Raw genomic sequence first — 22,572 nt, 5'->3', positions numbered from 1 at the left:
ACGCCCCGCCTTTCATTTGTTTTATCCTCTGCAAATTTATAGCCCACACCCTGGGTTCAACTCCCATAACAGGTATACAACACCGTTTACCAGATACCCGGTTCCCTATTCTTTTAGGCCGCTGAGCCAAACAATAATATCATTTTCGGCTTCTTGAACATTATCTCTGGAAACAGTAAAGCCGTTTTTGTTCACTGTTGCATCAGGTTCCAGCTCAGAAATAGTGTCAATCGTATTTGCAAATCCACTGCCGCCATGAGTATTAAAGGGAATGATTGTCTTTCCCGAAAGATCATACTCATCCAAAAAAGAATATAGTATCATTGGCATATCGCTCCACCATGTAGGATAGCCAAGAAAAATCGTATCATATTGGCTTATATCTTCTATACGGTTTTTTATTTCCGGACGAAGCTTGTTCTCCTTTTCTTTTTCTGCCTGTTCTACCAGGGTACCATGATCTGTCGGATATGGAGTTTTAGGTTCAATGGGGAACATATCTGCTCCTGTGTTTTCTTGAATAACAGTTGCTGCATATTGGGTATTTCCTAATACTTTACCGTCAACGATCACTGTGCTGTCAGCCTCTGCTTTTGTCATATTGTTGGGATTAGTGGTTTCCGGCATGGAAAAATATACGACTAAAGCTTTTCCCATATCTGTCTGCTGTGTCTGTAAGCTGTTTGCTGCCTGTTCTTTAGAAGCTGCATCCTTATCCTTTCCGGCTTCTGCTCCCGATGTTCCGCAGGCCGTAAGAGCGAGTATCAGTGTTATCCCTGATAATAAATTGATTATTTTTTTCATTGAATTTACTTCCCGTCTTAAAAGTTTAAATTCGTCCTTTTCTTTCTTCAATCATATTTACGAATCTGTCAACTGTTTCTGGTGTCTGGTGGTCAAAAAATAAACTTGACTTTGTGTCTAATGCTGTGATTTTATTCATATCCCCGTCTGAAAGCTGAAAATCAAAGATTTCAAGATTTTCCTTTATTCGTTCTGTATGAGTGGACTTTGCCAGAGCAACAATATTCCGCTGCATAAGCCACCTTAAAATAACCTGTGCCACAGATTTTCCATATTTATCTGCTATTTCTTTTAACACAGGATTTTTGAACATGTTGCTTTTTCCTTCTCCAAATGGCGCCCATGCTTCCATCTGGACGCCACGTTTCACCATGTTTTCCTGTGCACTGATCTGTTGATGAAGGGGATTTGTTTCAACTTGATTTACCTGAGGTGCTATCTTATTAAAAGCGGCCATATCCGCTAATCTGTCCGGTGAAAAGTTGCTGACACCGATTGCTCTGATTTTTCCTTCCTCATATAAATCCTGTAATGCATGGTATGCACCGTAATAATCACTGAATGGCTGATGAAGCAAAACCAAATCTATATAATCTGTTTTCAATTTTTCCATAGACTTTAACACAGATTGTTTTGCCTTCTCATAGCCATAGTTGTCAATCCATACCTTTGTGGTAATAAACAATTCTTCTCTTGCAATCCCACATTTGCTGATCGCATTTCCCACTTCTTCTTCATTGAAATAAGATTGTGCTGTATCAATGTGTCTGTATCCTGCTTTGATTGCGTCAAGGACACATTTTTCACATTCTTCCTTTGAGATCTGAAATACTCCAAAACCTAATTTTGGCATCTTTACGCCGTTGTTCAATGTTACATATTCCATATTCTACTTCTCCTTGACATTCTATGTTTTTTAGGGGTACAATCAGATTATAAAAGACGGTAGTAGCTACCGGTCAATACCTTTTTGAGATGTTGAAATTTTGAATGTGATTTTAAGGAGGTTCTTTATGTATTCAATGAAAGAAGTATGTAAACAAGCAGGCATGACCTATGAAACGTTAAAATTTTACTGCAATGAAGGATTGATACCCAATGTAAAAAGGGATAAAAACAATTACAGAATATTTGATGACAAAGATATTGCATGGATAAAGAGCCTGTCCTGTTTAAAACAATGCGGTATGGGAATTACAGAAATGAGGCAGTATGTTGAGCTATGCTTAAAGGGCAAATCCTCTATTCCGGAAAGGAAAATTATATTAGACAAAAAAAGAAAAGCGTTGCTGGGAAAGCTCCAGGAAATCAATGAATGTATCGAATACATTGACACAAAGCAGCAGTTTTATGATGATGTTCTGAACAATAAGATTAAGTATGTAAGTAATCTCATTAAGGTTGATGAGAGTCCATAGATCATAATAAAAAGAGGTTCTTCCCTAAGCCATATCAAGACTTTTGGAAGAACCTCTCTTTGATTATCACAATTAAGCAGATTAATGGGTGCTTTCATTTAAGTAGTTATAAATGCTGTACCTGGACAATCCCAGAAAGTCGGCCAGCTTTTCCGCAGCCTTCTTAATCAGGAAAAATCCCTTGCCATCCAGGTTATGGACAACAGCCACCTTCTCTTCTTTTGTTAAATTCCCCACGGTTTTTCCAGTCATGTTTACCGCTTCTTTCATCATGATTTCCAGCAGTTCATCAACATTGCCCACAAACAGTTCCGGGGTCTGGGGGAGGGTGGAGGAGCCGGAGCAGGTGAAGGAACGTAAGGTGTTTTCGCATTTGATCATATCTGAAATATCCATATTGATGCACAGGCTTCCGTTGACTTTTCCATATTCGTCACGGAAGTACTTGCTGGATGAACGTAAAATCCGGCCGGTTGGCGTGGCGTTGATATAGCTGTACTGATCATCCGGTGATGCCGATCCCTTTAAAATCTCTAACCCGGCATTGGTGCCGCCGTCTCCCACCTTTCTTCCGGTCACATGCCCGTTCCAGATGGCGACGATGGTCTGGTCATAGGGCAGGGTGAGATCATGGAGAACCACTTCACAGTTTTCTCCAAATTGCATTGCAATGCATTTGGCAATATCAGACAGCAGGTTTAAGTTATCAGAAACATATCCCATAGTAATTTTTATCCTTTCAACAAAATGTCTAAGAAAATTATAAATGAAATGTGAAATAAAGTCCAGCAATAATAGATTATTTGTTGAAGTCAAAAAGAAAGATTATAAAAAACAGACAAAAAATATAAAGATAATGGATTATTATTGTTGACAAAAGATAGGAAATATAGTATATATTGATTATGAGTTAAACAAAATGTTGAAGAACAATCAACAAAAAGTTCAAACTATTCTTTTACAAGGAGGTTATTTATGAAAAGAGCAATCAGTATTATCATGGCTGCAGGTATGGCTGCATTGGCGGTCACAGGCTGCGGCGGCGGTTCAACGGCACAGACCACTTCTGCACAGACAACAGCAGCCAGTGGGGAAACAACGGTTGGGGAAACAACCGCTCAGGCAGAAAACAAAGAAGCACAGGTGATCACCTTCTGGTACAACAACACAGGTGATGAAGCGGCTGTCTATGAGAAGGCCATCAGTGAGTATAACGCTTCCCAGAGCAAGTACAAGGTAGAGGGATTAAGCGTTACGGATGCCCAGAAAGTAATCGTTGCCATGAGCAGCAACGAATCTCCCGATGTGATCAAAATAAGCAACCAGACAGTGATGCAGTATCAGAAGAACGGCTTGCTGGAAAGCCTGCAGCCATATGCAGACAAGGACTCCTTTGATTCTTCTATCTATTCAGAACAGGCTGTGAATGCCAATACCATTGACAGAGACATTTATGCCCTTCCCCTTGATGCCTATACCATACAGATGTATTACAACAAGGAACTGCTGAAGGAAGCCGGTTACACCGAGCCGCCAAAAACCATGGAAGAGATGTATGAGATGGCAGTAAAGGCTACAAAGGTAGATGGCAGCGGAAATATTGAGGTGCTTGGATATCCCTTATTCCCATATGCTTCTGCCAGACAGGAGCTGATCTACGGCTTCGGCGGAAGATGGTGGGATGAGAATTCTAATGTTACCCCAGATAACTCAGGTATTTTAGACAGCCTTAATATGAACGTAAAATACAGAAACCAGTTTGGCGGAAAAGCTTTGGATGGATTTATCGGTACGGCAAATACAAACCGCTATACAGAGCAGGATATGTTTTTCCAGGGCAAGCAGTTGTTCCGTCTTGACGGTTCCTGGCTGCCGACCATGATGAAGAACTTTAATTCAACCGTTGATTACGGCATTACCCTTATCCCTGGTACACAGGCAAATCCGGAGCTGAGAGGAACCAGCCGGTATGAGACTGACTCTGTAGCAGTGCCGGTAATGGCTAAGAATAAAGACGGAGCCTGGGATTTCACAAAATGGCTCTGCAGTCAGGAAGGAGCCAAGATCATTGATCTTGGAACAGGAAATCTTCCGGCTGTAAAAGCGTTATACGATGATGCTGATATCAAAGCAGTTCCTGGATTTACAGAATTTATTGATGCACTGAAGCTGGAAAAGGGCATTCAGTATCCGGCAATGGCCGATTATGATGAATACATATCTATGATTAACGCCACACTGGATACCGTTTACTCAGGCTCAAAAACTCCTGAAGAGGCATTGAAAGCTCTTACAGAACAGAGTGCAAATTTAAAATAACAATTCACTTATGAGGGGCGCTGTAAGCAGAAATCTGCATATTGCAGTGCCCTAATCTTAATGTTTGAGAGGGGAAAAGGAATGAAGGGACGAAACGCAACACAGCGGGATTTTATAAACGGGCTGCTGTTCTCATCTCCGTGGATTCTGGGCTTTCTGGCTTTTAGCGTATATCCGTTAATAAGCTCTCTGTATTACAGCCTTACAAAATTCAATGCCGTAACAGCTCCCCAGTGGGTGGGACTTAATAATTTCAAAGACATCTTCAGTGATCCCCTTGTTTGGAAAAGTTTGGGAAACACCTTATTTATGGCCTTTGTATCTACGCCCATCAACCTGTTTGTGGCACTGCTTCTGGCCAGCATCGTATGCGCTGATTTTAAGGGGCGGGGGTTTGTCAGGACAGCATTTTTCCTGCCTTCCGTAATCCCCATGGTTGCGGCCACTATGGTATGGATCTGGATGTTTGACCCTACCTACGGTTACATCAATAACGTATTAGGCTGGTTTGGAATCAGCGGGCCGGCGTGGCTTATGGATGCCCATTATACCAAGTGGGCGCTGGTGCTCATGGGAACGTGGAACACAGGAACCATGATGCTGGTCTGCATGTCAGCTTTACAGTCTGTGCCCAGAAGCTACTATGAATCCGCAGAAATCGACGGAGCAGGAAAGATCGCAAGATTTTTCTATATTACAGTACCATGCATTGCTCATGTGCTGGTATATCAGGCTATTTTAAGTACCATAAATGCATTCCAGTATTTCCAGCAGGTGTACATCATTGTTACTGCAAATGCCGGAGTAAAAGGCGGAAGCGCCGCCGGCGGCCCTGAGAATTCCATTCTCATGTATCCCCTGTATGTATTTCACAATGCATTTACCTATTTAAAGATGGGAAAGGCTTCGGCAATGGCGTGGCTGCTGTTTATCATTGTTGCAATTCTGACAGTTATTATGACAAAGGTAACAAGAAAAGCAACAGAAAATGCCGGAGGTGAATAAGAATGAAAAAAATTACAAGCAAAGTTTTATTTTTTGCTATGGTTGCCGTGCTGGCTTTGATTTTTATATCACCCTTTATGGTAATGGTGCTCACTTCTTTCAAAACCAACAACGATGCGTTCACCATTCCGGTAAAGCTGTTTCCCCGTCAATGGGTGAAGGAAAATTATCCGGCGGCATTTGCAGCAATCCCATATTTTAAGTACATGGGAAATACGGTGTTCATCACGGCCATTTCCCTTATAGGGCAGCTTCTGGTGACGCCAATGGTGGCGTATTCCTTAGCAAAGATCAAATGGAAAGGTGCAGACATTATTTCAGGACTTGTTATGGCCACCATGATGATCCCCATAACGGTCACCATGGTTCCTTTGTACAAGATCTATTCAAAGCTGGGACTTACCAATACTTACGTTCCCTTAATCCTGCCTGCATTTTTTGGAAAGGCATACTATATTGTCATTGTCCGGCAGTTTTTTGCAGGCATTCCCAACAGTCTGATTGAGGCAGGAAAGATCGACGGAGCAACGGAATTCCAGCGTTATTATAAAATTGCGCTGCCTCTGTCTAAGCCGGTTTTAACCACCATCGGGATATATGCATTTTTGGATGCCTGGAGCGATTACTTATATCCTTTGATTTTCATAACAAAGCCCGGTATGTATACACTTTCCCTGGGACTTCAGCAGTATATGAGTGAGTATTCCGTGGACTGGGCAAGGCTGATGGCGGCAGCGGTTGTATTTGTTCTTCCTGTCATTGTCTGCTTCGGGATTTTCCAGAAGAACTTTGTGGAAGGAATTGCGACCAGCGGTTTAAAGGCGTAATCAGCAAGGAAAGGTTAAAAGAAAGACGTCTTTCAGCCTTAAGTTTGTAAACAGCGTGCCCCGCTTTATCGGGCATTAGCGGTATATGCAGGCAGATCTGCTTGATCCATTAGGAGACGAACAATGAGAAAAACACAATCATTAAATGGAATTTGGGAATGGCATTGGGAAGGAGCTTCCTGCCATACCCTGTATACTGGAGAGGTGCCGGGAACGGTGATCAGCGATATGCTTGGCCATAAGCTGATTGAGGACCCTTATTGGAGATGCAATGAGTATACTGTCCGGGAGATGATGGGAAGGGACTGCCTTTATTGGAGAAGCTTTACGGTGTCAGAAGAGGATTTGAAGCTATCCTGTGCAGAACTTGTCTGCGCAGGGCTGGACACCATTGCTTCCATCCGCATCAACGGCTGCCTGGTGGCAGAGACCAGGGATATGCACAGGACCTACCGTTTCCCTGTGAAGGAATACCTGCAGGAAGGGGAGAACCGGATTGAGGTTTTATTCCGCTCCCCCCTGGAGTTTGTAAGGAAAGAAGACGGGGAAAATGATATTTTCTATGCATCCACCGGCTGTATCCGGGGGAATGCAGCACTTCGCAAGGCCCATTATATGTTTGGATGGGATTGGGGCCCTCAGCTTCCCGATATGGGGATCTTCCGGGATATAGGGATTGAATATTGGAACCATGCAAAAATCCAAGACGTCCGCATCAGGCAGGATCATCAGGACAGCAGCAGAGCAGGGCTGAAGTTTGAAGTGAAAATAAAGCAGCTTTCTTCTTATGATAAAAGCCGGGAAGCAGGGCACACATGGTTTACTGAGACTGAGATAACAGATCCGGAAGGTATGCCTGTATCCCAAAGAGTCCGCAGCAGCGGAGAGTGGCAGTTTGAAGAAATCATCAGTGAGCCTAAGCTTTGGTGGCCCAACGGTCTGGGAGCGCATCCCTTATACAAAGTGAGAATCCGCCTGCTTGATGAGACGGGAACCTGCCATGATACCTATGAGTGCCGGATCGGCCTTCGGACAGTGACCGTGAGCAGGGATAAATATTCCCTTGATTCATCAGCATACGAAAATGAATCCGGTAATGAGTTTGCCATAACGGTCAATGGGATTAAGATATTTACCATGGGCGCAAATTATATCCCGGAAGATAATATTTTAACAAGGGTGACAAAGGAAAGGACAACACGGCTGATTGAGGATTGTGCTGCCGCAAATTTCAATTGCCTGAGAGTCTGGGGCGGAGGCTATTACCCTGACGACTATTTCTATGACAAATGTGATGAAGAAGGAATTTTAATCTGGCAGGACCTGATGTTCGGCTGCAATGTCTATGCATTAAATGACAGTTTTGAAGAGGACATTGTGGAAGAAACAAAGGACAATGTCCGCCGCTTAAGGCACCATGCCTGCCTGGCCTTATGGTGCGGAAATAATGAAATGGAATGGGGCTGGGCAGATGAGTGGGCCAGGTTAAAAGGCCATCACCCAGGATATAAGGCGGACTATACGAAGATCTTTGAATATATCCTTCCCCGTGCAATAAGAGCCTGCGATGACACCACATTTTACTGGCCGTCTTCCCCGTCCTCAGGGGGAGCCTTTGACAATCCCAATGGAATTAACCGGGGGGATCAGCATTACTGGGAGGTCTGGCATTCCGGAAAACCCTTTACAGAATACGGGGATTTCAGCTTTTGTTCGGAATACGGATTCCAGTCCTTTCCCCACAGCAAAACCATTGCTTCCTTTACCTTGCCTGAGGACCGGAACATTTTCAGCAGGGTCATGGAATCTCACCAGAAGAATCCGGCTGCAAACGGGAAAATATTAAACTATATAGCGGATTACTTCCTTTATCCCAAGGATACGGATTCCCTGGCATATATTTCCCAGATCCTGCAGCTAAAAGCCATTGAATATGGGGTGGAGCACTGGAGAAGAAAACGGGGACAATGCATGGGTTCCCTCTACTGGCAGCTAAATGACTGCTGGCCGGTGGCATCCTGGGCAAGCATTGACTATTATGGACGCTGGAAAGCGCTTCATTACGGAGCACGCAGATTTTATGCGCCCTTTACCATTTCCATTGGGGAAGAAAAGGAGCTCTCCCCCCATGTTTCCTATTACGTTCATAATGATACCAGAGAGAAAGAAGGGTGCAGAACGGAAATCCAGTTAAAGGACCATGAGTTCCGGGTATTATGGGAAGAAGCCTGGGAAGGCGACTTACCGGCGCTGTCTGTTGTGAAATCCATGGAAGCAGATTTTTCCCCGTGGACCAATGATGAAACCCTTCGCTCTTGCGTTTTTTCCGTATTCCGGTTATACAGGGGAGAATCGTTTGTGACGGAACGGACGGTGCTGTTTGTAAAGCCAAAGCATTTTGATTATAAGGCCCCGGTTTATGATGTTTCGGTTTCAGAGTCAGGGGAGAGTTTTGATATCACGGTGAAAGCTTCCTGTTTCTGTCAGTATGTGGAGCTTTACTTTAAGGATTTTGACGTGATTTTCTCTGATAACTATTTTGATATTACATCGCCGGAAGGAATTATTGTTCATGTAAATAAGGAAGACTTTCAATGCCATATGACCCCGGACCTGGTAAAAGAGAATCTGGTGGTGCGGAGCGTGGCCGACAGCTATGAAAGCTGAGAAGGGAGGAAACACCCTTCGGGTATTCCGTTATGTTCAAAAAACGTGGAAAGGAAGGAGAAAATAAGGATGGAACTTACACCGGAACAGATTCAGCAGTTAGAAACGCCCTGCCTGGTCATTGATGTGGATCTGGCGGAGAAAAATATAAGACAGATGCAGGAAGCGGCTGATCAAGCAGGATGCAGGCTGCGTCCTCATATCAAGACCCATAAAATGCCCTTATTTGCCCAAATGCAGGTAAAGGCCGGCGCAAGGGGGATCACCTGCGCCAAGGTGAGCGAAGCAGAGGTTATGGCCCAGGGAGGCATGGAGGATATTTTCATCGCATACCCCATGATCGGAGATTTTCGGATCCGGCGGGCAATGGCTCTGGCGAAAAAGATCAAAAGGCTCATTTTAGCCATTGACAGTCTGGAAGGCGCAAAAGCCCTGGATCAGGCGGCTTCTAACCAGGATATGGTTTTGGAAGTGCGCATGGAGATCGATACAGGAGCCGGACGAACGGGAGTGCCCATGGACCGTGTGGTGGAACTGGCCCTTGCTGTTAAACAGATGAAACATTTAAACCTGACAGGCATTTTCACCTTTAAAAGCCTTATCCTGTCCGGCAAGCCTACGGAAGATAACCTATTGGCTGCCAAAGAAGAAGGAAACATGATGGCTGAAACTGCCTTGATGCTGAAAGCGGCGGGAGTTGAGATACAGGACATCAGCGCCGGTTCTTCTCCTACAGGGGTCCAGGTCGCTCAGACCGGAATGGTGAATGAGATCCGTCCGGGTACCTACATTTTCCATGACTTTATGCTGACAAAGGAAAAGGTGGCAAAACTCAGCCAGATCGCCGTCCGGTTCTATGCTACCGTAGTCAGTTGCCAGCACCGGGAATACGCCGTGGTAGACGGAGGAACCAAGTGCTTTCCTACGGATGTGGTTCCGGGACAGCCGCCCTTTTACTATCCGGGATATGCGGTGGTAGAAGGGGATGACAATCTCAGGCTGTCGCGGATGAACGAGGAACATGGGATTATTACGGCTTTAAAGGGTGAAACCGGGCTGCAGGTAGGGCAGGTGCTGTCCCTGATCCCCATCCATGTGTGTACGGCTGTCAACATGCAAAATTCCGTTTACCTCCTGGAAAAGGGTTGCCTTAAAAAACAAAAGGTTGATGCAAGAGGGATGCTGATATGAGTGATATCCTGATCAAAAATGGGTTGATTTATGACGGAAGCGGGGATCTGCCGTTTCAGGGAGATATTCTTATTGAAGGGGATAAAATTGTTGAAATCGCCTCTGGCATTAAAAAGGAAGGCGCAGAGATCATCGATGCCACAGGGAAGGCGGTAACTCCCGGTTTCATTGACATCCACCGGCATTGTGATATTACACCTTTTATTAACCCCCATTTTGGGGAAATAGAGCTGGCCCAGGGGATCACCACTACTTTTGTGGGAAACTGCGGCCTTGCACCTGTACCGTCCACTCCATTGTGCCGGAAGGAACTGTATGATTACCTGGAGCCGGTGATTGGAACGGCTCCGGAAGATCTTGCCTTTGAAACCTATGAGGATTACGGGAAAGCCCTGGAAGCAGCAGAGCTTCCGGTGAATATGGGCTTCTTTGCCGCCTCAGACAGCATCAAAGTGGCTTTAAAGGGCTTTGGAAACAAGGCATATACAGAGGAAGAGCTGGCAAAGGCCCAGGCATATGTGAAAGGCGCATTGGCCCAGGGGGCCTTTGGGATTACACTGGGAATCATGTATCAGCCGGAATGTTATTCCAGCCGGGAGGAGCTTACGGCAGTGGTAAAGGCAGTGGCGGTCAGCGGCGGCATTCTCTGCACCCACATCCGGGGAGAGGGAGACAGCCTGGTGGAATCGGTGGAGGAAGTAATTGATGTGGCGGCAAAAGCGGGTGTCCCCTTAAATATCAGCCATTTAAAATCAACCGGAATCAAAAACTGGAACCGCAAGATATTCGAGGCCATTCAAAGGATCCAGGAGGCAAGGGAAGCAGGGCAGGATGTTACCGCAGATTTTTATCCCTATGACGGCGGTTCCACCACCCTCCAGTCTCTGCTTCCCCCCACCATCATGGAAGAGTCCTTAGAGGCTCTGGTGAAAAGTTTATCAGGGCAGGAAGGGAAGCAGAGACTTCGGTCAGAGCTGAATAAGGTTCATCAAGGCTGGGACAATATGTGGGAAAGCATTGGCTGGGACCGGATCCTCATCAGCTCCGTCACCCTGGAAAAGAACGCCTTTATGCAGGGGCAGACCATTGGCGCCCTGGCAGAGAAGCTGGGATATGAAGAGCCTTCGGATCTTGTTGCCGATCTGCTTGTGGAGGAAAACGGGAAAGTGGGGATCATCGTCTTAAGCATGTCACAGGAGGATGTGGATTCTGTGGCAAGACTCCCCTTTACCATACTGATTTCCGATTCCCTCTACGGCGGCGACAGCAAAAACGCCCATCCCCGCCTCCTTGGGACAACGGCCAGATTTTTAAATGACTTTGTCATAAAGCGCAGGGTGCTGTCCATGGAGCAGGCCATCAGCAAGATGACCGGTCTGCCTGCAAAACGAATGGGCCTCCAGGACCGGGGGCTTTTAAAGCCAGGGTATCAGGCGGATGTGCTGGTATTTCAGCCGGAAAGATTCTTAGATCATGCAGATTACACCGGTAAACATGACCCTTGTACGGGTATGGATCTGGTGCTTATGGGAGGAAAACAGGTGCTGGCTGACGGCGTTCTTGTGGACCGCGCCAGTGGGAAGCTGTTAAGAAAAGGTTTTAAATAAAAAGAAGGAAACCCCTTTCAGGGATACCTGTGTGCCCTGAGAAGACGGGCAGAAAGAAGGAAGCAGACATGAATATTTATGAAAAACTGAAGGAACTTAATTTGGAGCTGCCGGCGGCTCCGCCAAAAGGCGGAGTGTATTCCCCTTGCCAGGAATTTGGTAAGGGCCTGGTATACATATCAGGCTGCGGACCGGTGATCGGAGAAGAACGGGTTTCCGGAAAGCTGGGAAAAGAGTTTACCGCAGAAGAGGGAAAAGTTTTTTCCAGAAATGCCATGTTAAACGTTCTCGCAGTGCTGCAGGATAAGATTGGAGATTTGAACCGGGTAAAGTGTCCGGTTAAAATTCTCACCTTTGTGGCAAGTGGGGATACTTTTTATGAGCAGCCGGCGGTGGCTAACGGAGGAAGCGAATTACTGGCAGAGCTTTTTGGCCGGGAGAATGTGCCGGCCCGTTCCGCCATCGGCGTCAACGTATTGCCTGGAAATATTCCCGTTGAAACGGAAGCCATATTTGAAATCAAAGAATAATTTTTTAGGTGAGGGATAGGGTTGAAAGAAAAGCGTCTTTTAACCTTGAGTTACAAGAAACACGCTTTGCGAGTTTCTTGTAGTTATCACGGCAGTCGCGGAATGAACATGCTTGTATGTTCACCCGGCTGGCTGCCCGCGTAAATTTGTGAATCACTGGATATGCAGGCATATCTCTTGGTTCATTAGGAGGCCAAAATGGATCATCAATTTAAAAATAAATTAATAGAGTCATTATATGTACATTACCCCCTGAAACCGGAATATGACAAAAGCATGGAAACCTACAATTTAAAAAAGCCGGTTTTGTCTTCCGTGAGTTTGTGGGATGGAGCCAGCCTGGAGCCATGGAGCTTTGACGGCGAGGGAGAATTTCAGGTAAAGGACGGGAACATATTGAGCCTGGAGACAAAGGCCCGGGCAGATCACTGGCCGGATAATGAGGTCCGGGCAAATGATGCGGCGGCAGGCTTGTATGCCACCTTTGGAAGCTATATTGCAAGGCTGAATGTAAAGGGTTTAAATCTGGGAAAAGGAAACCGGATATGGTTTAAGATCCGCCCCATATGCCCAGGTCTTCACAGTCCCATCGTCCGTGTGGGCTTTGTTAACAATGGGGAAACCAAGATACCGGATGTCTATTCCAGAGAAGGCTTTAATGCCATGAACTTAAAGAATAATCAATGGAATACCTGTACCTGGGAGATCGATTCCATTGCCCATGATGCAATCGAGGAAATTTCATTTAACATTCACCGTTACGGCAAGGAAGTGAGCACCGGAGATGACCTGGGGTATGAACTCTGTGATATCCAGCTTCAGGAGGTAAAGCCGGGAGTGGTCCATGGCTGGCAGTGTGAAGAAGAGGAAGTGGTTTTCTCCACAACCGGCTACTTTACAGATGGAAGGAAAACAGCCATCGCCAATACTTCAGCCAAAGAATTTGAGATCGTAAAAGAAGATAGCCTTAAAGATGGCTCATCCTGCCAGGGTCTGGGGGGAGAAGTGGCATACCGGGGACAGATTGAACAGGTGGAAAACCACCTGGGAACCTTCGGCGTGCTGGATTTCTCAGATTTAAAAACCCAAGGCGCATACAGGATCCGGTTTGGAACTACGGTAAGTGAGCGGTTTATCATAGGAAATGATGTCTTGGAAAGCACGTTGTGGAAGCTGACCAATTTTATGTACTGTGAGCGGTGCGGCTATCCGGTTCCCAACTGCCATGGAACCTGCCATCAGGATGTGATCGCAGAACACAATGGGGTGAAACTGGTGTATGCGGGAGGCTGGCACGATGCAGCGGATGTTTCCCAGCAGACCATGCAGACGGCGGAGATCTTAGATGCAATGATCGCTTCTGCAGGAAAAGTGAAGGATTCCGATCCCATGCTTTACCGCAGGATGATGGAAGAAGCCAACTGGGGACTGGATTTTGTTCTTCGCATGCGTTTTGGCGACGGATACCGGGCATCTCATGCGGCCATCCGCAGGTGGACCGACAATTTCATCGGCAACATGGATGACTGCGAGGCAGATGTCCATAACCGGTCCTTTGAAAACTTTGTTTTTGCTGCGGTGGAAGCCGGTGCAGGAGAAGCCTTTCAGGAGCTGGACCGGGAAGTGGCTTGGAAGTGTGCGGATGCGGCTAAGGAAGACTTTAAGTTTGCCCATGAACGGTTTCAGGAAGTGGGAGTGGAAGGACCCTATCATTTGCTGGAGCATACGGCAGGTTCCAGCCGTTCCCAGTACTATGCCGTTGCGGCATGGGCGGCTGCCAGGATTTACAAGATCACCAAGGACAGCTATTTTTATGACCAGGCTGTCCAGTACGCAGAGAAAGTTATTTCCTGCCAGGAGAACAGGGATGACCTGCCTATGAAGGGATTCTTCTACAGGGATGAAAATAAGACCCATATCGTGCATTTTTCCCATCAGGCAAGGGACCAGGTGTTTGCAATGGCCCTGGCAGAGGTGTGCGGCGCCCTTACTGACCATGAAAACAGGAATGTATGGGAAGAGAGCCTGAAGCTCCATGGGGAGTATTTAAAAGGCCTTCAAAAATACACGGCTCCCTACGGCATGCTGCCGGCAGGAATTCATCACATCAGTGAGGCAGAGGATCAGGAAGCCTTCCATGTGGTGCATCCCAAGGTGGATTATGAAAGAGAACAGGTCAATTACATCCAACAGTTAAAGCAGGGGGTTGACCTGGGAGACGGATACTATATAAGAACATTTCCTGTATGGTTTTCCTACCGCGGAAATTCCGCCATCCAGTTGTCCATGGGAAAAGCGGCTTCCATCATAGGAATGTATTTCGGAGATCAGGAATTAATCGAAATCGCCAGAGAGCAGCTTTACTGGACTCTTGGAAAAAATCCATTCGGCCAGTCCCTGATCTACGGGGAAGGCAACCACTATGGACAGGAATATACGGCTCTCCTGGGAGAAACCGTGGGAGAGATGCCGGTAGGTGTCCAGACCAGAGGAAATGAAGACCTTCCCTACTGGCCCCCTGCCAATATCGCCACCTACAGAGAGGTTTGGACAACGCCGCCAGGACGCTTTCTATGGGTCGCTGCTGATTTGATTTAAGGATCAGACGGCAGCTTTACGGCCAGGTATGAAAAACCGGAGGATAAATAAATGGCAAGACAATTATTACATTACATCAAGGAACAGCCTGTGGTCTGGGAGGAGATACTTGGAGGCAGAGAACAGATCTTTGGAGACTTTTCTCATGACATGAAAGACCTGCCAATGGAACATCTGATTTTTGTTGGTTCAGGGAGTTCCTACATTGCCTCCCTGATTGCAGCAGAATTTGCCGGCAATGTGGCAGGCTTTGACTGCAGGGTGATGACACCGGCTGAGGCCATAAGATACCGGGGGTCCTATGACAGAGGGAAAACATTGGTTCTCGCTTCCTCCCAGTCGGGAAAAAGCGTTTCCACAATGAACGCCATAGGCGCATGGAAAGAAGCAGGATATGTTGTGGCAGGGATCACGGCAGATTCCTCTTCCCCGGTGGCAAAGCTGGCGGACTTACATTATCTGGTCCCCTGTGGGGAAGAAACCGTAGGACCGAAAACAAAGGGTATGACTTCCACGGTATTGGTGCTGGAGTTGTTAATACTGGAAGCTGCAAGGAAGGAAATGCGGATTTCCAGGGAAGAGGCGGAAACCATAATTTCCGGTTTTATGCAGGGAATAAGGGCTGCAAGAGCCAATATTGCCTTGTGTGAGGAGTATTATAAGGAAAATATTTCCCGTTTCAGGAAGCACGAACACGCAGTTGTGATCGCAGATGCAAAAAGCAGCCTTGCGGCCAGGGAAGGTGCGCTTAAGCTCCTTGAGACCTGGTATGTGCCGGTGTTTTCTTATGAGGTGGAGGAGTACACCCATGGGATACAAAATACAATCCGGGAAGGAATATGCAATCTGTTGGTGGTGACAGAGGAGGCCAATTGCTCTGCCATGGAAAAGCTGACCGCCTACTGTGAGGAAAAGGGTTGTGATGACTGGGTGATCTCCACGGTCAAAGGAGTCAGGACAAAAGCGAACCTTCTGGAACTGGAAAAGGGAGGAGCAAGCTTTACCACGCCTTTTGAGATCCTGCCTGCTTTTCAGTATTTAAGTGCTTTTGGCTCTGAAGACCGGTCCATTGAGTGCGACAGGCCAAAATTCCATGATTTTTACGACTGCCTGGGAACAAAGAGCAAATGATGGGAAGCCGGAGCTTAAGGGAAAGAAGGTGGATTATGGAAGGGTACATTGCGGGACTGGACATTGGAGGCACCACCGGAAGGATGAAGCTGCAAAACCTGGAGGGGGAGTCCCTGGGGGAAGTGTACGGACAGGGATGCAGCATCAACACCGATGGAGACAGGAAAAGCGAGGAACGGTACAGAAAGCTGGTTCTTCCTGCCCTTGAGGAACGGCACTTAAGGCCCCAGGACTGCGGGGGCATCTGCATTGCAGCAAGCGGAATCGACTCTCTGGAATTGGAGGAGTCCTGCCGCAGGGCATTTCTCAATATGGGATTTAAGGAAAATGCCGTCATCGTTGAAAATGACTGTGAAATATTTTTGAATTTGTCAGAGGCACCTTCTCTGGTGCTTGTGTCAGGAACCGGCTCCATCAGCTATGGGAAAACGGAAACCGGAAACGTGGTAAGGACCGGCGGCTGGGGGCATATTCTCAGTGATGAAGGCAGCGCATTTCATATAGGCATGGGTGTCATGAAGCATGCAGGCAGCCACATGGATGGGAGAGAAGAGTGCCCGGTTCTTTACAGGGACTTCAGCAGCCAGACCGGGATCAGGGATTTGTCCGGGCTGGATGGGTTTATTAATGCAAATATCATGGATAAAGCCGTGATCGGAGCCTTAGGGCCTCTGGCCTCTTGTTCCTTTGAAGCAGGGGAGACTGCAGGGATTTCCATCATAAAGGAAAGTGCAGAGGTTCTGGCTGATCTGGTGAAGGATACCTGCAGGAAAATGAACTTAAGACAGGACCAGGCCGCCCATTTATGGCTGTGGGGAAGTGTGCTTGTGAAGAATGAGCACATAAGAGAACGGCTGATCCGTTCAGTCAGGGACTGTTACTGCAACATGGAAATTAAGATCCCGGAAAAACGGGCCCTTGATGTGGCGGTTGAAGTGGCTGAAAGCTGTGTGAAAGAAATGTAAATGAATGATTATTTGGTCCCCTGCGGCGTCTGCCGCGGGGGATATCTTTTTTATGGGTTTTCACCTGTTGCGCCTGGGAGCTGATTATCCCCAGGCAGGGACCGCGATATAATAAGCGGTATCGGGATCCGTGTCCCAGGGTGTTTCCTTTACCCAGCCGCAGGTTCCTGCCTCATTCATGACAAGCACGTAAGAGCTTCCGTCCTTTATTGCCCAGGCTATGGGGCATACGGTTTCTCCAGGGAGGGCAGAGAAAGCAGGTGCGGTTTCTGTCATGCTGCTGGCGGCAGCAAAGGGATGGGATACCACATAAAAGTTCTGTGGATTTTCATGAAGGAACGCCGACGTAACCGGTCCATAATCCTTTTTCGGGTAAATACTCTGAGGGATTTCTGCTAATTTGCCATTCTCATAAGAAAACAGCAGATCCACATAGTAACAACCAAACTGGAGGGAGGCCCCCCTAAAGGGAGTGTCTGCCGTTACGGCAAGAATGCCGTCCCCTTCTGCCCGTAAGCCATTTTCACGGAATAAGGATCCGTTTCCGCCGCAGACAGTTCCGGCCAGATCACCGATCAGTTCCAGTCTGCCATCCCGGTACCGGTAGAAACTGAAGGAAGAAAGCGTATCGGAATCCTGAGAGACCTCCAGATGAAGCTCAATCTCTTGATCCTCTTTTTGGAGATCCAGAGCCGTCAGCCTGATATTGCCCCAGATATCTTTGGGAAGACAGGTTTGCTTCTGCCCGTTAACCGTAAGCTCCATGCGGGTATAAGCCCAATCTGAAGAGTCGTTTAAGGGAATCCAGCGGATGGTTTCGCAAATACCGTCACCATCTAAATCCAGGAGATAATCCCGGTTCGGTTCCAGAATAACGCCGCTGTCGGAAATTTCTTTTGATTGTAACTGGTCTTCCGCGGTCCGGATCAGGCTTAAGTTTCTTTTTTCTGTCTCCGTCAGCACACCTTCGGTAAATGCGGAAGGGGCGGTATTGCCATGGTACCATGCTTTCCGGCTGAAATATTCCTGCAGGTCTGAAGCGTCAAATGTTCTTCCGTGGCGGGCATAGATTTCATTTCTTGCTATTCTGAGAGCAGAAGCATCTGCTTCAAGTAAATCAGCTCCGGTTAAATATTCCGTTCTGCTTTCCGGAAATATAAAGTCCGGCTCTCCTTTTTTTTCAGGGGGTTCATCCCTGGATTCCCGGGCAGATGCCGTGATTTCTTTCCCATAATCATTCAGCTCTTCTTTGATCTGGCTGTAAGGAATCAGATATTCTCCTTTTGGGGAAGAATCGGACCGGTTTATCTCCAAACCAGGAAATATCAAGATTCCTTCTTTTAAAAGTGCAAAATTATTCAAGTCCGCAGACATGATTTGAGCAATTAGGGTAGCATTGGCATCTTCTGACGCCGCCTGCCCGGCTAATTCCCGGGCAAGAGCCAGCTTTAAGGGTTCCGGGTGATCAGAAAGGGCCGACAGAGTGATTTTCCTTCCTGTCTCCACATCATAGGAATTGAGATAGGTGTGGGTATCCGGGCCTGTTTTCCTTCTTGCATCAACATAATTTTGCCGGAGGCTTAAAATCCTTCCGTTGTTTTGCAGCACCTCATAATCAAAGGTAAAAACAGATTTCCCTTCCGGTGATTCTTCCGAATCATGGATAAAGTCATACCCCTTAGAATACTGGTCATTTTCCCTCAGACTCCGGTTGATCAGAAACTGGGACTCCGGATGACCGGGGATTATAACCTCCGGCTCCCGGCTGTTCCACTGGTAAATCAAAGTCCCTTTGTCCGAGTATTTTGCATATTTGTGCAGGGACCAGAGAGCTACGGTCACGTTTTCCTGATTTTTTTCTTCTGCCTCAGGTTCTCCGGCATTGGAGGAGGTTTCCTTATAACTGTCTGTTTGGGCAAGTGTTTCCCCGGGCAATAGAGGGGTCTCCTGTATCCGGGAAGACATGTTACACCCTGCGGCAGACAGGGAGAGTGCAAGCAGCACAATTGGCAGTAATGGATGTGATTTCATACTTTCTCATTCCTCTTTTTTGTTTTATAATCATTATATCATGCTTTTCTTTCCGGGAAATAGTTTTCTGAAGAAATCCGTGAGGATTTGAGATCTGTCAATCCCTTAAGGGAACAAATGCATGATTCAAATAATTATCGAACAAACGTTTGCAATGTGGCTGAAAGTATGCTATAATATGAAAAATCGGTTGTTGAGTAACTAAGATGCGGACTTGAAGAGTCCGCATTCGAATGTTGTGAGATTCAGGATTTCACTATATAACAGGAGTACAGTATGGCAAAACAATATATTAAGATAAGAGGTGCTAATGAGCACAACTTAAAGAACATTTCCCTGGATATCCCGAGAAATGAGCTGGTTGTCTTAACCGGTCTCAGCGGTTCGGGAAAGTCGTCCCTGGCTTTTGATACCATCTATGCCGAGGGACAGAGACGCTATATGGAGTCCCTTTCCTCCTATGCCCGGCAGTTCCTGGGGCAGATGGAAAAGCCGGATGTAGAGAGCATTGAAGGGTTGTCACCGGCCATTTCCATTGACCAGAAGTCAACCAACCGCAACCCCCGTTCCACCGTGGGTACGGTTACAGAGATTTACGATTATATGAGGCTTTTATATGCCAGGATCGGCATTCCCCACTGTCCCAAGTGTGGGCGGGAGATCCGCAGGCAGACCATTGATCAGATGGTGGATCAGATCATGGAGCTTCCGGAGCGGACCAAGATCCAGCTTCTGGCCCCTGTTGTCCGGGGACGGAAGGGGGAGCATGCAAAGGTTTTGGAGCATGCCCGGAAGAGTGGATATGTAAGGGTACGCATTGACGGAAATCTTTATGAGCTTTCCGAGGAGATCAAGCTGGATAAGAATATCAAGCATAATATAGAAGTGGTGGTGGACCGCCTTGCCATCAGGGAAGGGATCGAAAAGCGTCTGACCGACTCCATTGAGACGGTCATGGAACTGGCAAACGGCCTGATGACCGTTGATGTGGTGGACGGCCAGTCCATTAATTTCAGCCAGAGTTTTTCCTGTCCGGACTGCGGAATCAGCATTGATGAAATGGAGCCCAGAAGCTTTTCCTTTAATAATCCCTTCGGCGCCTGCCCGGATTGTTTCGGACTTGGATATAAGATGGAATTTGACGAAGACCTGATGATCCCGGATAAGAGCTTAAGCATTGACCAGGGAGCCATTGTGGTGCTGGGCTGGCAGTCCTGTACGGATAAGGGCAGCTATACCAGAGCTGTTTTAGAGGCCCTTGCCAAAGAGTACAAATTCCGTCTGGACACTCCTTTTGAGGATTATCCAAAGGAAGTCCATGATATTCTCGTTAACGGAACCAATGGAAAGGAAATCAAGGTCCATTATAAGGGACAGCGGGGAGAAGGCATTTATGATGTGGCCTTTGAGGGCCTGGTTCAGAATGTTGCCCGGAGATACCGGGAGACTTACTCCGAGTCCTCTAAGGCAGAATATGAATCCTTTATGCGGATCACCCCCTGTCCTTCCTGCGGCGGGATGAGGCTAAAAAAAGAGTCTCTGGCTGTTACGGTAGGAGATAAGAATATTTACGAGGCAACCAACATGTCCATTGTCAAGTTCCGGAATTTCATGGATGAGATGGAACTGACGCCTATGCAGCACGCCATCGGGGGCCAGATCTTAAAGGAAATACGGGCCAGGATTTCCTTCCTCATTGACGTTGGCCTTGACTACCTGGCCCTGACCCGTGCCACCGGTACTCTGTCCGGCGGCGAGGCCCAGAGAATCCGTCTGGCGACCCAGATCGGATCCGGCCTGGTGGGAGTGGCTTACATTCTGGACGAGCCAAGCATTGGTCTTCATCAGAGAGATAATGATAAATTGTTAAAGACCCTTTTGCATCTTCGCGATCTGGGGAACAGCGTCATTGTGGTGGAGCATGATGAGGATACCATGATGGCTGCCGATTACATTGTGGATATCGGCCCTGGCGCTGGAGAACACGGCGGAAACGTGGTGGCTGTGGGAAATGCCAAACAGATCATGAAGAATAAGGATTCCATTACCGGTGCTTATTTAAGCGGGCGGATCAAAATCCCGGTTCCAAAGGAGAGAAGACAGCCTACCGGTTATCTGACCGTGAGAGGCGCGGCAGAGAACAATCTGAAAAACGTTGATGTGACCTTCCCTCTGGGAGTTATGACCTGCGTCACCGGTGTATCAGGTTCCGGGAAAAGCTCTCTGGTTAACGAGATCCTTTATAAATCCCTGGCAAAGAAATTAAACCGTGCCAGAATCGTTCCCGGAAAGCATAAGGGAATTGAAGGAACAGAGCAGCTTGATAAAATCATTGCCATTGACCAGTCCCCCATTGGACGGACGCCAAGGTCCAATCCGGCAACCTATACAGGGGTATTCGATTTGATCCGCGACTTGTTTGCTTCCACCCCTGATGCAAAGGCAAAGGGGTATTCCAAGGGACGTTTCAGCTTTAATGTAAAAGGCGGACGGTGCGAAGCCTGCAGCGGCGACGGAATCATTAAGATCGAGATGCATTTCCTTCCGGATGTTTACGTTCCCTGCGAGGTCTGCGGCGGAAAACGGTATAACCGTGAGACCCTGGATGTCAGGTACAAGGGAAAAAACATCTATGATGTTCTGAACATGACGGTAGAGGAAGCTTTGAAATTTTTTGAAAACGTTCCTTCCATCGCAAGGAAGATCGCTACCTTATATGATGTGGGACTTTCCTATATCAGGCTTGGACAGCCCTCTACGGAGCTTTCCGGAGGAGAAGCCCAGAGAATCAAGCTGGCGACAGAGCTAAGCAAGCGGAGTACCGGAAAAACCATTTACATTCTGGACGAGCCGACCACAGGCCTTCACTTTGCGGATGTCCATAAGCTGATTGAGATCTTACGCAAGCTGTCAGAAGGCGGTAATACGGTGGTCGTTATTGAACATAACTTAGATGTGATCAAAACTGCGGATTACCTCATTGACATCGGACCGGAGGGAGGAGAAAAGGGCGGTACGATAATCGCTCAGGGCACGCCGGAAGAAGTGGCGGAATGCCCGTCCTCATACACCGGATATTATGTGAAACGGCATTTTGAATAAGCCGGTTGGCTGAATGGGATAATGATACCGATACCGGATATTTTTGGAGTCAAGGTTTTGTCTGATTACAGCAGGTGGAGTACCATTATCAGTTATAAAACAAGATGTTGAAGAATGGATCAGGGAAATATTTCCTGATAAAAAGTGAAGCTGGCAGAAGGAGATTCTGCCAGCTTTATATAAAAAAGAATGAAAGAAGCTGTACCGCCTGTTTCCCGTATAAAGACACCTGTTTTTTGTGATAGATGTTTGATAAAGATGTAAAAGAGCCATGTCAAGAGAGCTGGGAAGATTTCAAGAAAGTGCTTGTCAAGCCATTGGAAGTAGAATATAATGTAACCCAAAGCTTTATTTGCTGAAGACTATTTTAGGAGGAA

At 47.0% G+C, this 22,572-nt stretch carries 16 protein-coding genes; 12 read left to right on the top strand and 4 right to left on the bottom strand.

Annotation, left to right across the window (positions count from 1 at the left end):
* Positions 1 to 105: 105 nt before the first annotated feature.
* Positions 106 to 804 (bottom strand): flavodoxin, encoded by a 699-nt coding sequence (locus ACYVD3_RS13750; RefSeq protein WP_460643095.1) that lies wholly within the window; start codon positions 802 to 804, stop codon positions 106 to 108.
* A gap of 25 nt (positions 805 to 829) precedes the next feature.
* Positions 830 to 1,690 (bottom strand): aldo/keto reductase, encoded by an 861-nt coding sequence (locus ACYVD3_RS13745; protein ID WP_460643094.1) that lies wholly within the window; start codon positions 1,688 to 1,690, stop codon positions 830 to 832.
* Positions 1,691 to 1,817: 127 nt separating this feature from the next.
* Between ACYVD3_RS13745 and ACYVD3_RS13740 the strand changes: the two genes are divergently transcribed.
* Positions 1,818 to 2,222, top strand: a complete 405-nt coding sequence (locus ACYVD3_RS13740) for a MerR family transcriptional regulator (RefSeq protein ID WP_460643093.1) — start codon at positions 1,818 to 1,820, stop codon at positions 2,220 to 2,222.
* An 81-nt stretch (positions 2,223 to 2,303) separates the two neighbouring features.
* On the opposite strand, the gene ACYVD3_RS13735 is transcribed toward ACYVD3_RS13740, so the two are convergent.
* Complete coding sequence (locus ACYVD3_RS13735) at positions 2,304 to 2,945, bottom strand: helix-turn-helix transcriptional regulator (RefSeq protein WP_460643092.1); 642 nt, start codon at positions 2,943 to 2,945, stop codon at positions 2,304 to 2,306.
* 252 nt (positions 2,946 to 3,197) lie between these two features.
* Between ACYVD3_RS13735 and ACYVD3_RS13730 the strand changes: the two genes are divergently transcribed.
* The 10 genes from ACYVD3_RS13730 (at position 3,198) to ACYVD3_RS13685 (ending at position 17,062) form a co-directional block, all read left to right on the top strand.
* Positions 3,198 to 4,541 (top strand): ABC transporter substrate-binding protein, encoded by a 1,344-nt coding sequence (locus ACYVD3_RS13730; RefSeq protein ID WP_460643091.1) that lies wholly within the window; start codon positions 3,198 to 3,200, stop codon positions 4,539 to 4,541.
* A gap of 81 nt (positions 4,542 to 4,622) precedes the next feature.
* Positions 4,623 to 5,546, top strand: coding sequence for a carbohydrate ABC transporter permease (locus ACYVD3_RS13725; protein ID WP_460643090.1), 924 nt, complete (start codon positions 4,623 to 4,625; stop codon positions 5,544 to 5,546).
* 2 nt (positions 5,547 to 5,548) lie between these two features.
* Complete coding sequence (locus ACYVD3_RS13720) at positions 5,549 to 6,373, top strand: carbohydrate ABC transporter permease (protein ID WP_460643089.1); 825 nt, start codon at positions 5,549 to 5,551, stop codon at positions 6,371 to 6,373.
* Between the two features lie 123 nt (positions 6,374 to 6,496).
* Positions 6,497 to 9,040, top strand: coding sequence for a beta-mannosidase (locus ACYVD3_RS13715; RefSeq protein ID WP_460643088.1), 2,544 nt, complete (start codon positions 6,497 to 6,499; stop codon positions 9,038 to 9,040).
* 69 nt (positions 9,041 to 9,109) lie between these two features.
* Positions 9,110 to 10,231, top strand: a complete 1,122-nt coding sequence (locus tag ACYVD3_RS13710; RefSeq protein WP_460643087.1) for an alanine racemase — start codon at positions 9,110 to 9,112, stop codon at positions 10,229 to 10,231.
* Positions 10,228 to 11,838, top strand: coding sequence for an N-acyl-D-amino-acid deacylase family protein (locus tag ACYVD3_RS13705; protein ID WP_460643086.1), 1,611 nt, complete (start codon positions 10,228 to 10,230; stop codon positions 11,836 to 11,838). The genes ACYVD3_RS13710 and ACYVD3_RS13705 overlap by 4 nt, the downstream gene beginning before the upstream one ends.
* A gap of 68 nt (positions 11,839 to 11,906) precedes the next feature.
* Positions 11,907 to 12,368 (top strand): RidA family protein, encoded by a 462-nt coding sequence (locus tag ACYVD3_RS13700; protein WP_460643085.1) that lies wholly within the window; start codon positions 11,907 to 11,909, stop codon positions 12,366 to 12,368.
* A 198-nt stretch (positions 12,369 to 12,566) separates the two neighbouring features.
* Positions 12,567 to 14,966 carry a glycoside hydrolase family 9 protein gene (locus ACYVD3_RS13695; RefSeq protein ID WP_460643084.1) on the top strand — a complete coding sequence of 800 codons (2,400 nt, stop codon included), beginning with the start codon at positions 12,567 to 12,569 and terminating at the stop codon, positions 14,964 to 14,966.
* A 51-nt stretch (positions 14,967 to 15,017) separates the two neighbouring features.
* The gene (locus tag ACYVD3_RS13690) at positions 15,018 to 16,097 is read left to right on the top strand and encodes an SIS domain-containing protein (RefSeq protein ID WP_460643083.1); all 1,080 of its coding nucleotides are present in this window, start codon (positions 15,018 to 15,020) and stop codon (positions 16,095 to 16,097) included.
* A gap of 35 nt (positions 16,098 to 16,132) precedes the next feature.
* Complete coding sequence (locus ACYVD3_RS13685) at positions 16,133 to 17,062, top strand: BadF/BadG/BcrA/BcrD ATPase family protein (RefSeq protein ID WP_460643082.1); 930 nt, start codon at positions 16,133 to 16,135, stop codon at positions 17,060 to 17,062.
* 84 nt (positions 17,063 to 17,146) lie between these two features.
* On the opposite strand, the gene ACYVD3_RS13680 is transcribed toward ACYVD3_RS13685, so the two are convergent.
* Positions 17,147 to 18,997: a YARHG domain-containing protein gene (locus ACYVD3_RS13680; protein WP_460643081.1), complete on the bottom strand. Its 1,851-nt coding sequence runs from the start codon at positions 18,995 to 18,997 to the stop codon at positions 17,147 to 17,149.
* Positions 18,998 to 19,369: 372 nt separating this feature from the next.
* Here ACYVD3_RS13680 and uvrA point away from each other — a divergent pair, with 372 nt between their 5' ends.
* Positions 19,370 to 22,195, top strand: a complete 2,826-nt coding sequence (gene uvrA / locus ACYVD3_RS13675) for an excinuclease ABC subunit UvrA (RefSeq protein WP_460643080.1) — start codon at positions 19,370 to 19,372, stop codon at positions 22,193 to 22,195.
* The last annotated feature ends 377 nt before the right edge of the window (positions 22,196 to 22,572 follow it).

The organism is Lacrimispora brassicae (genome assembly GCF_054772055.1).
Note: the sequence above shows the minus strand (reverse complement) of the source record. Positions and strands in the feature narration are given on the sequence as shown.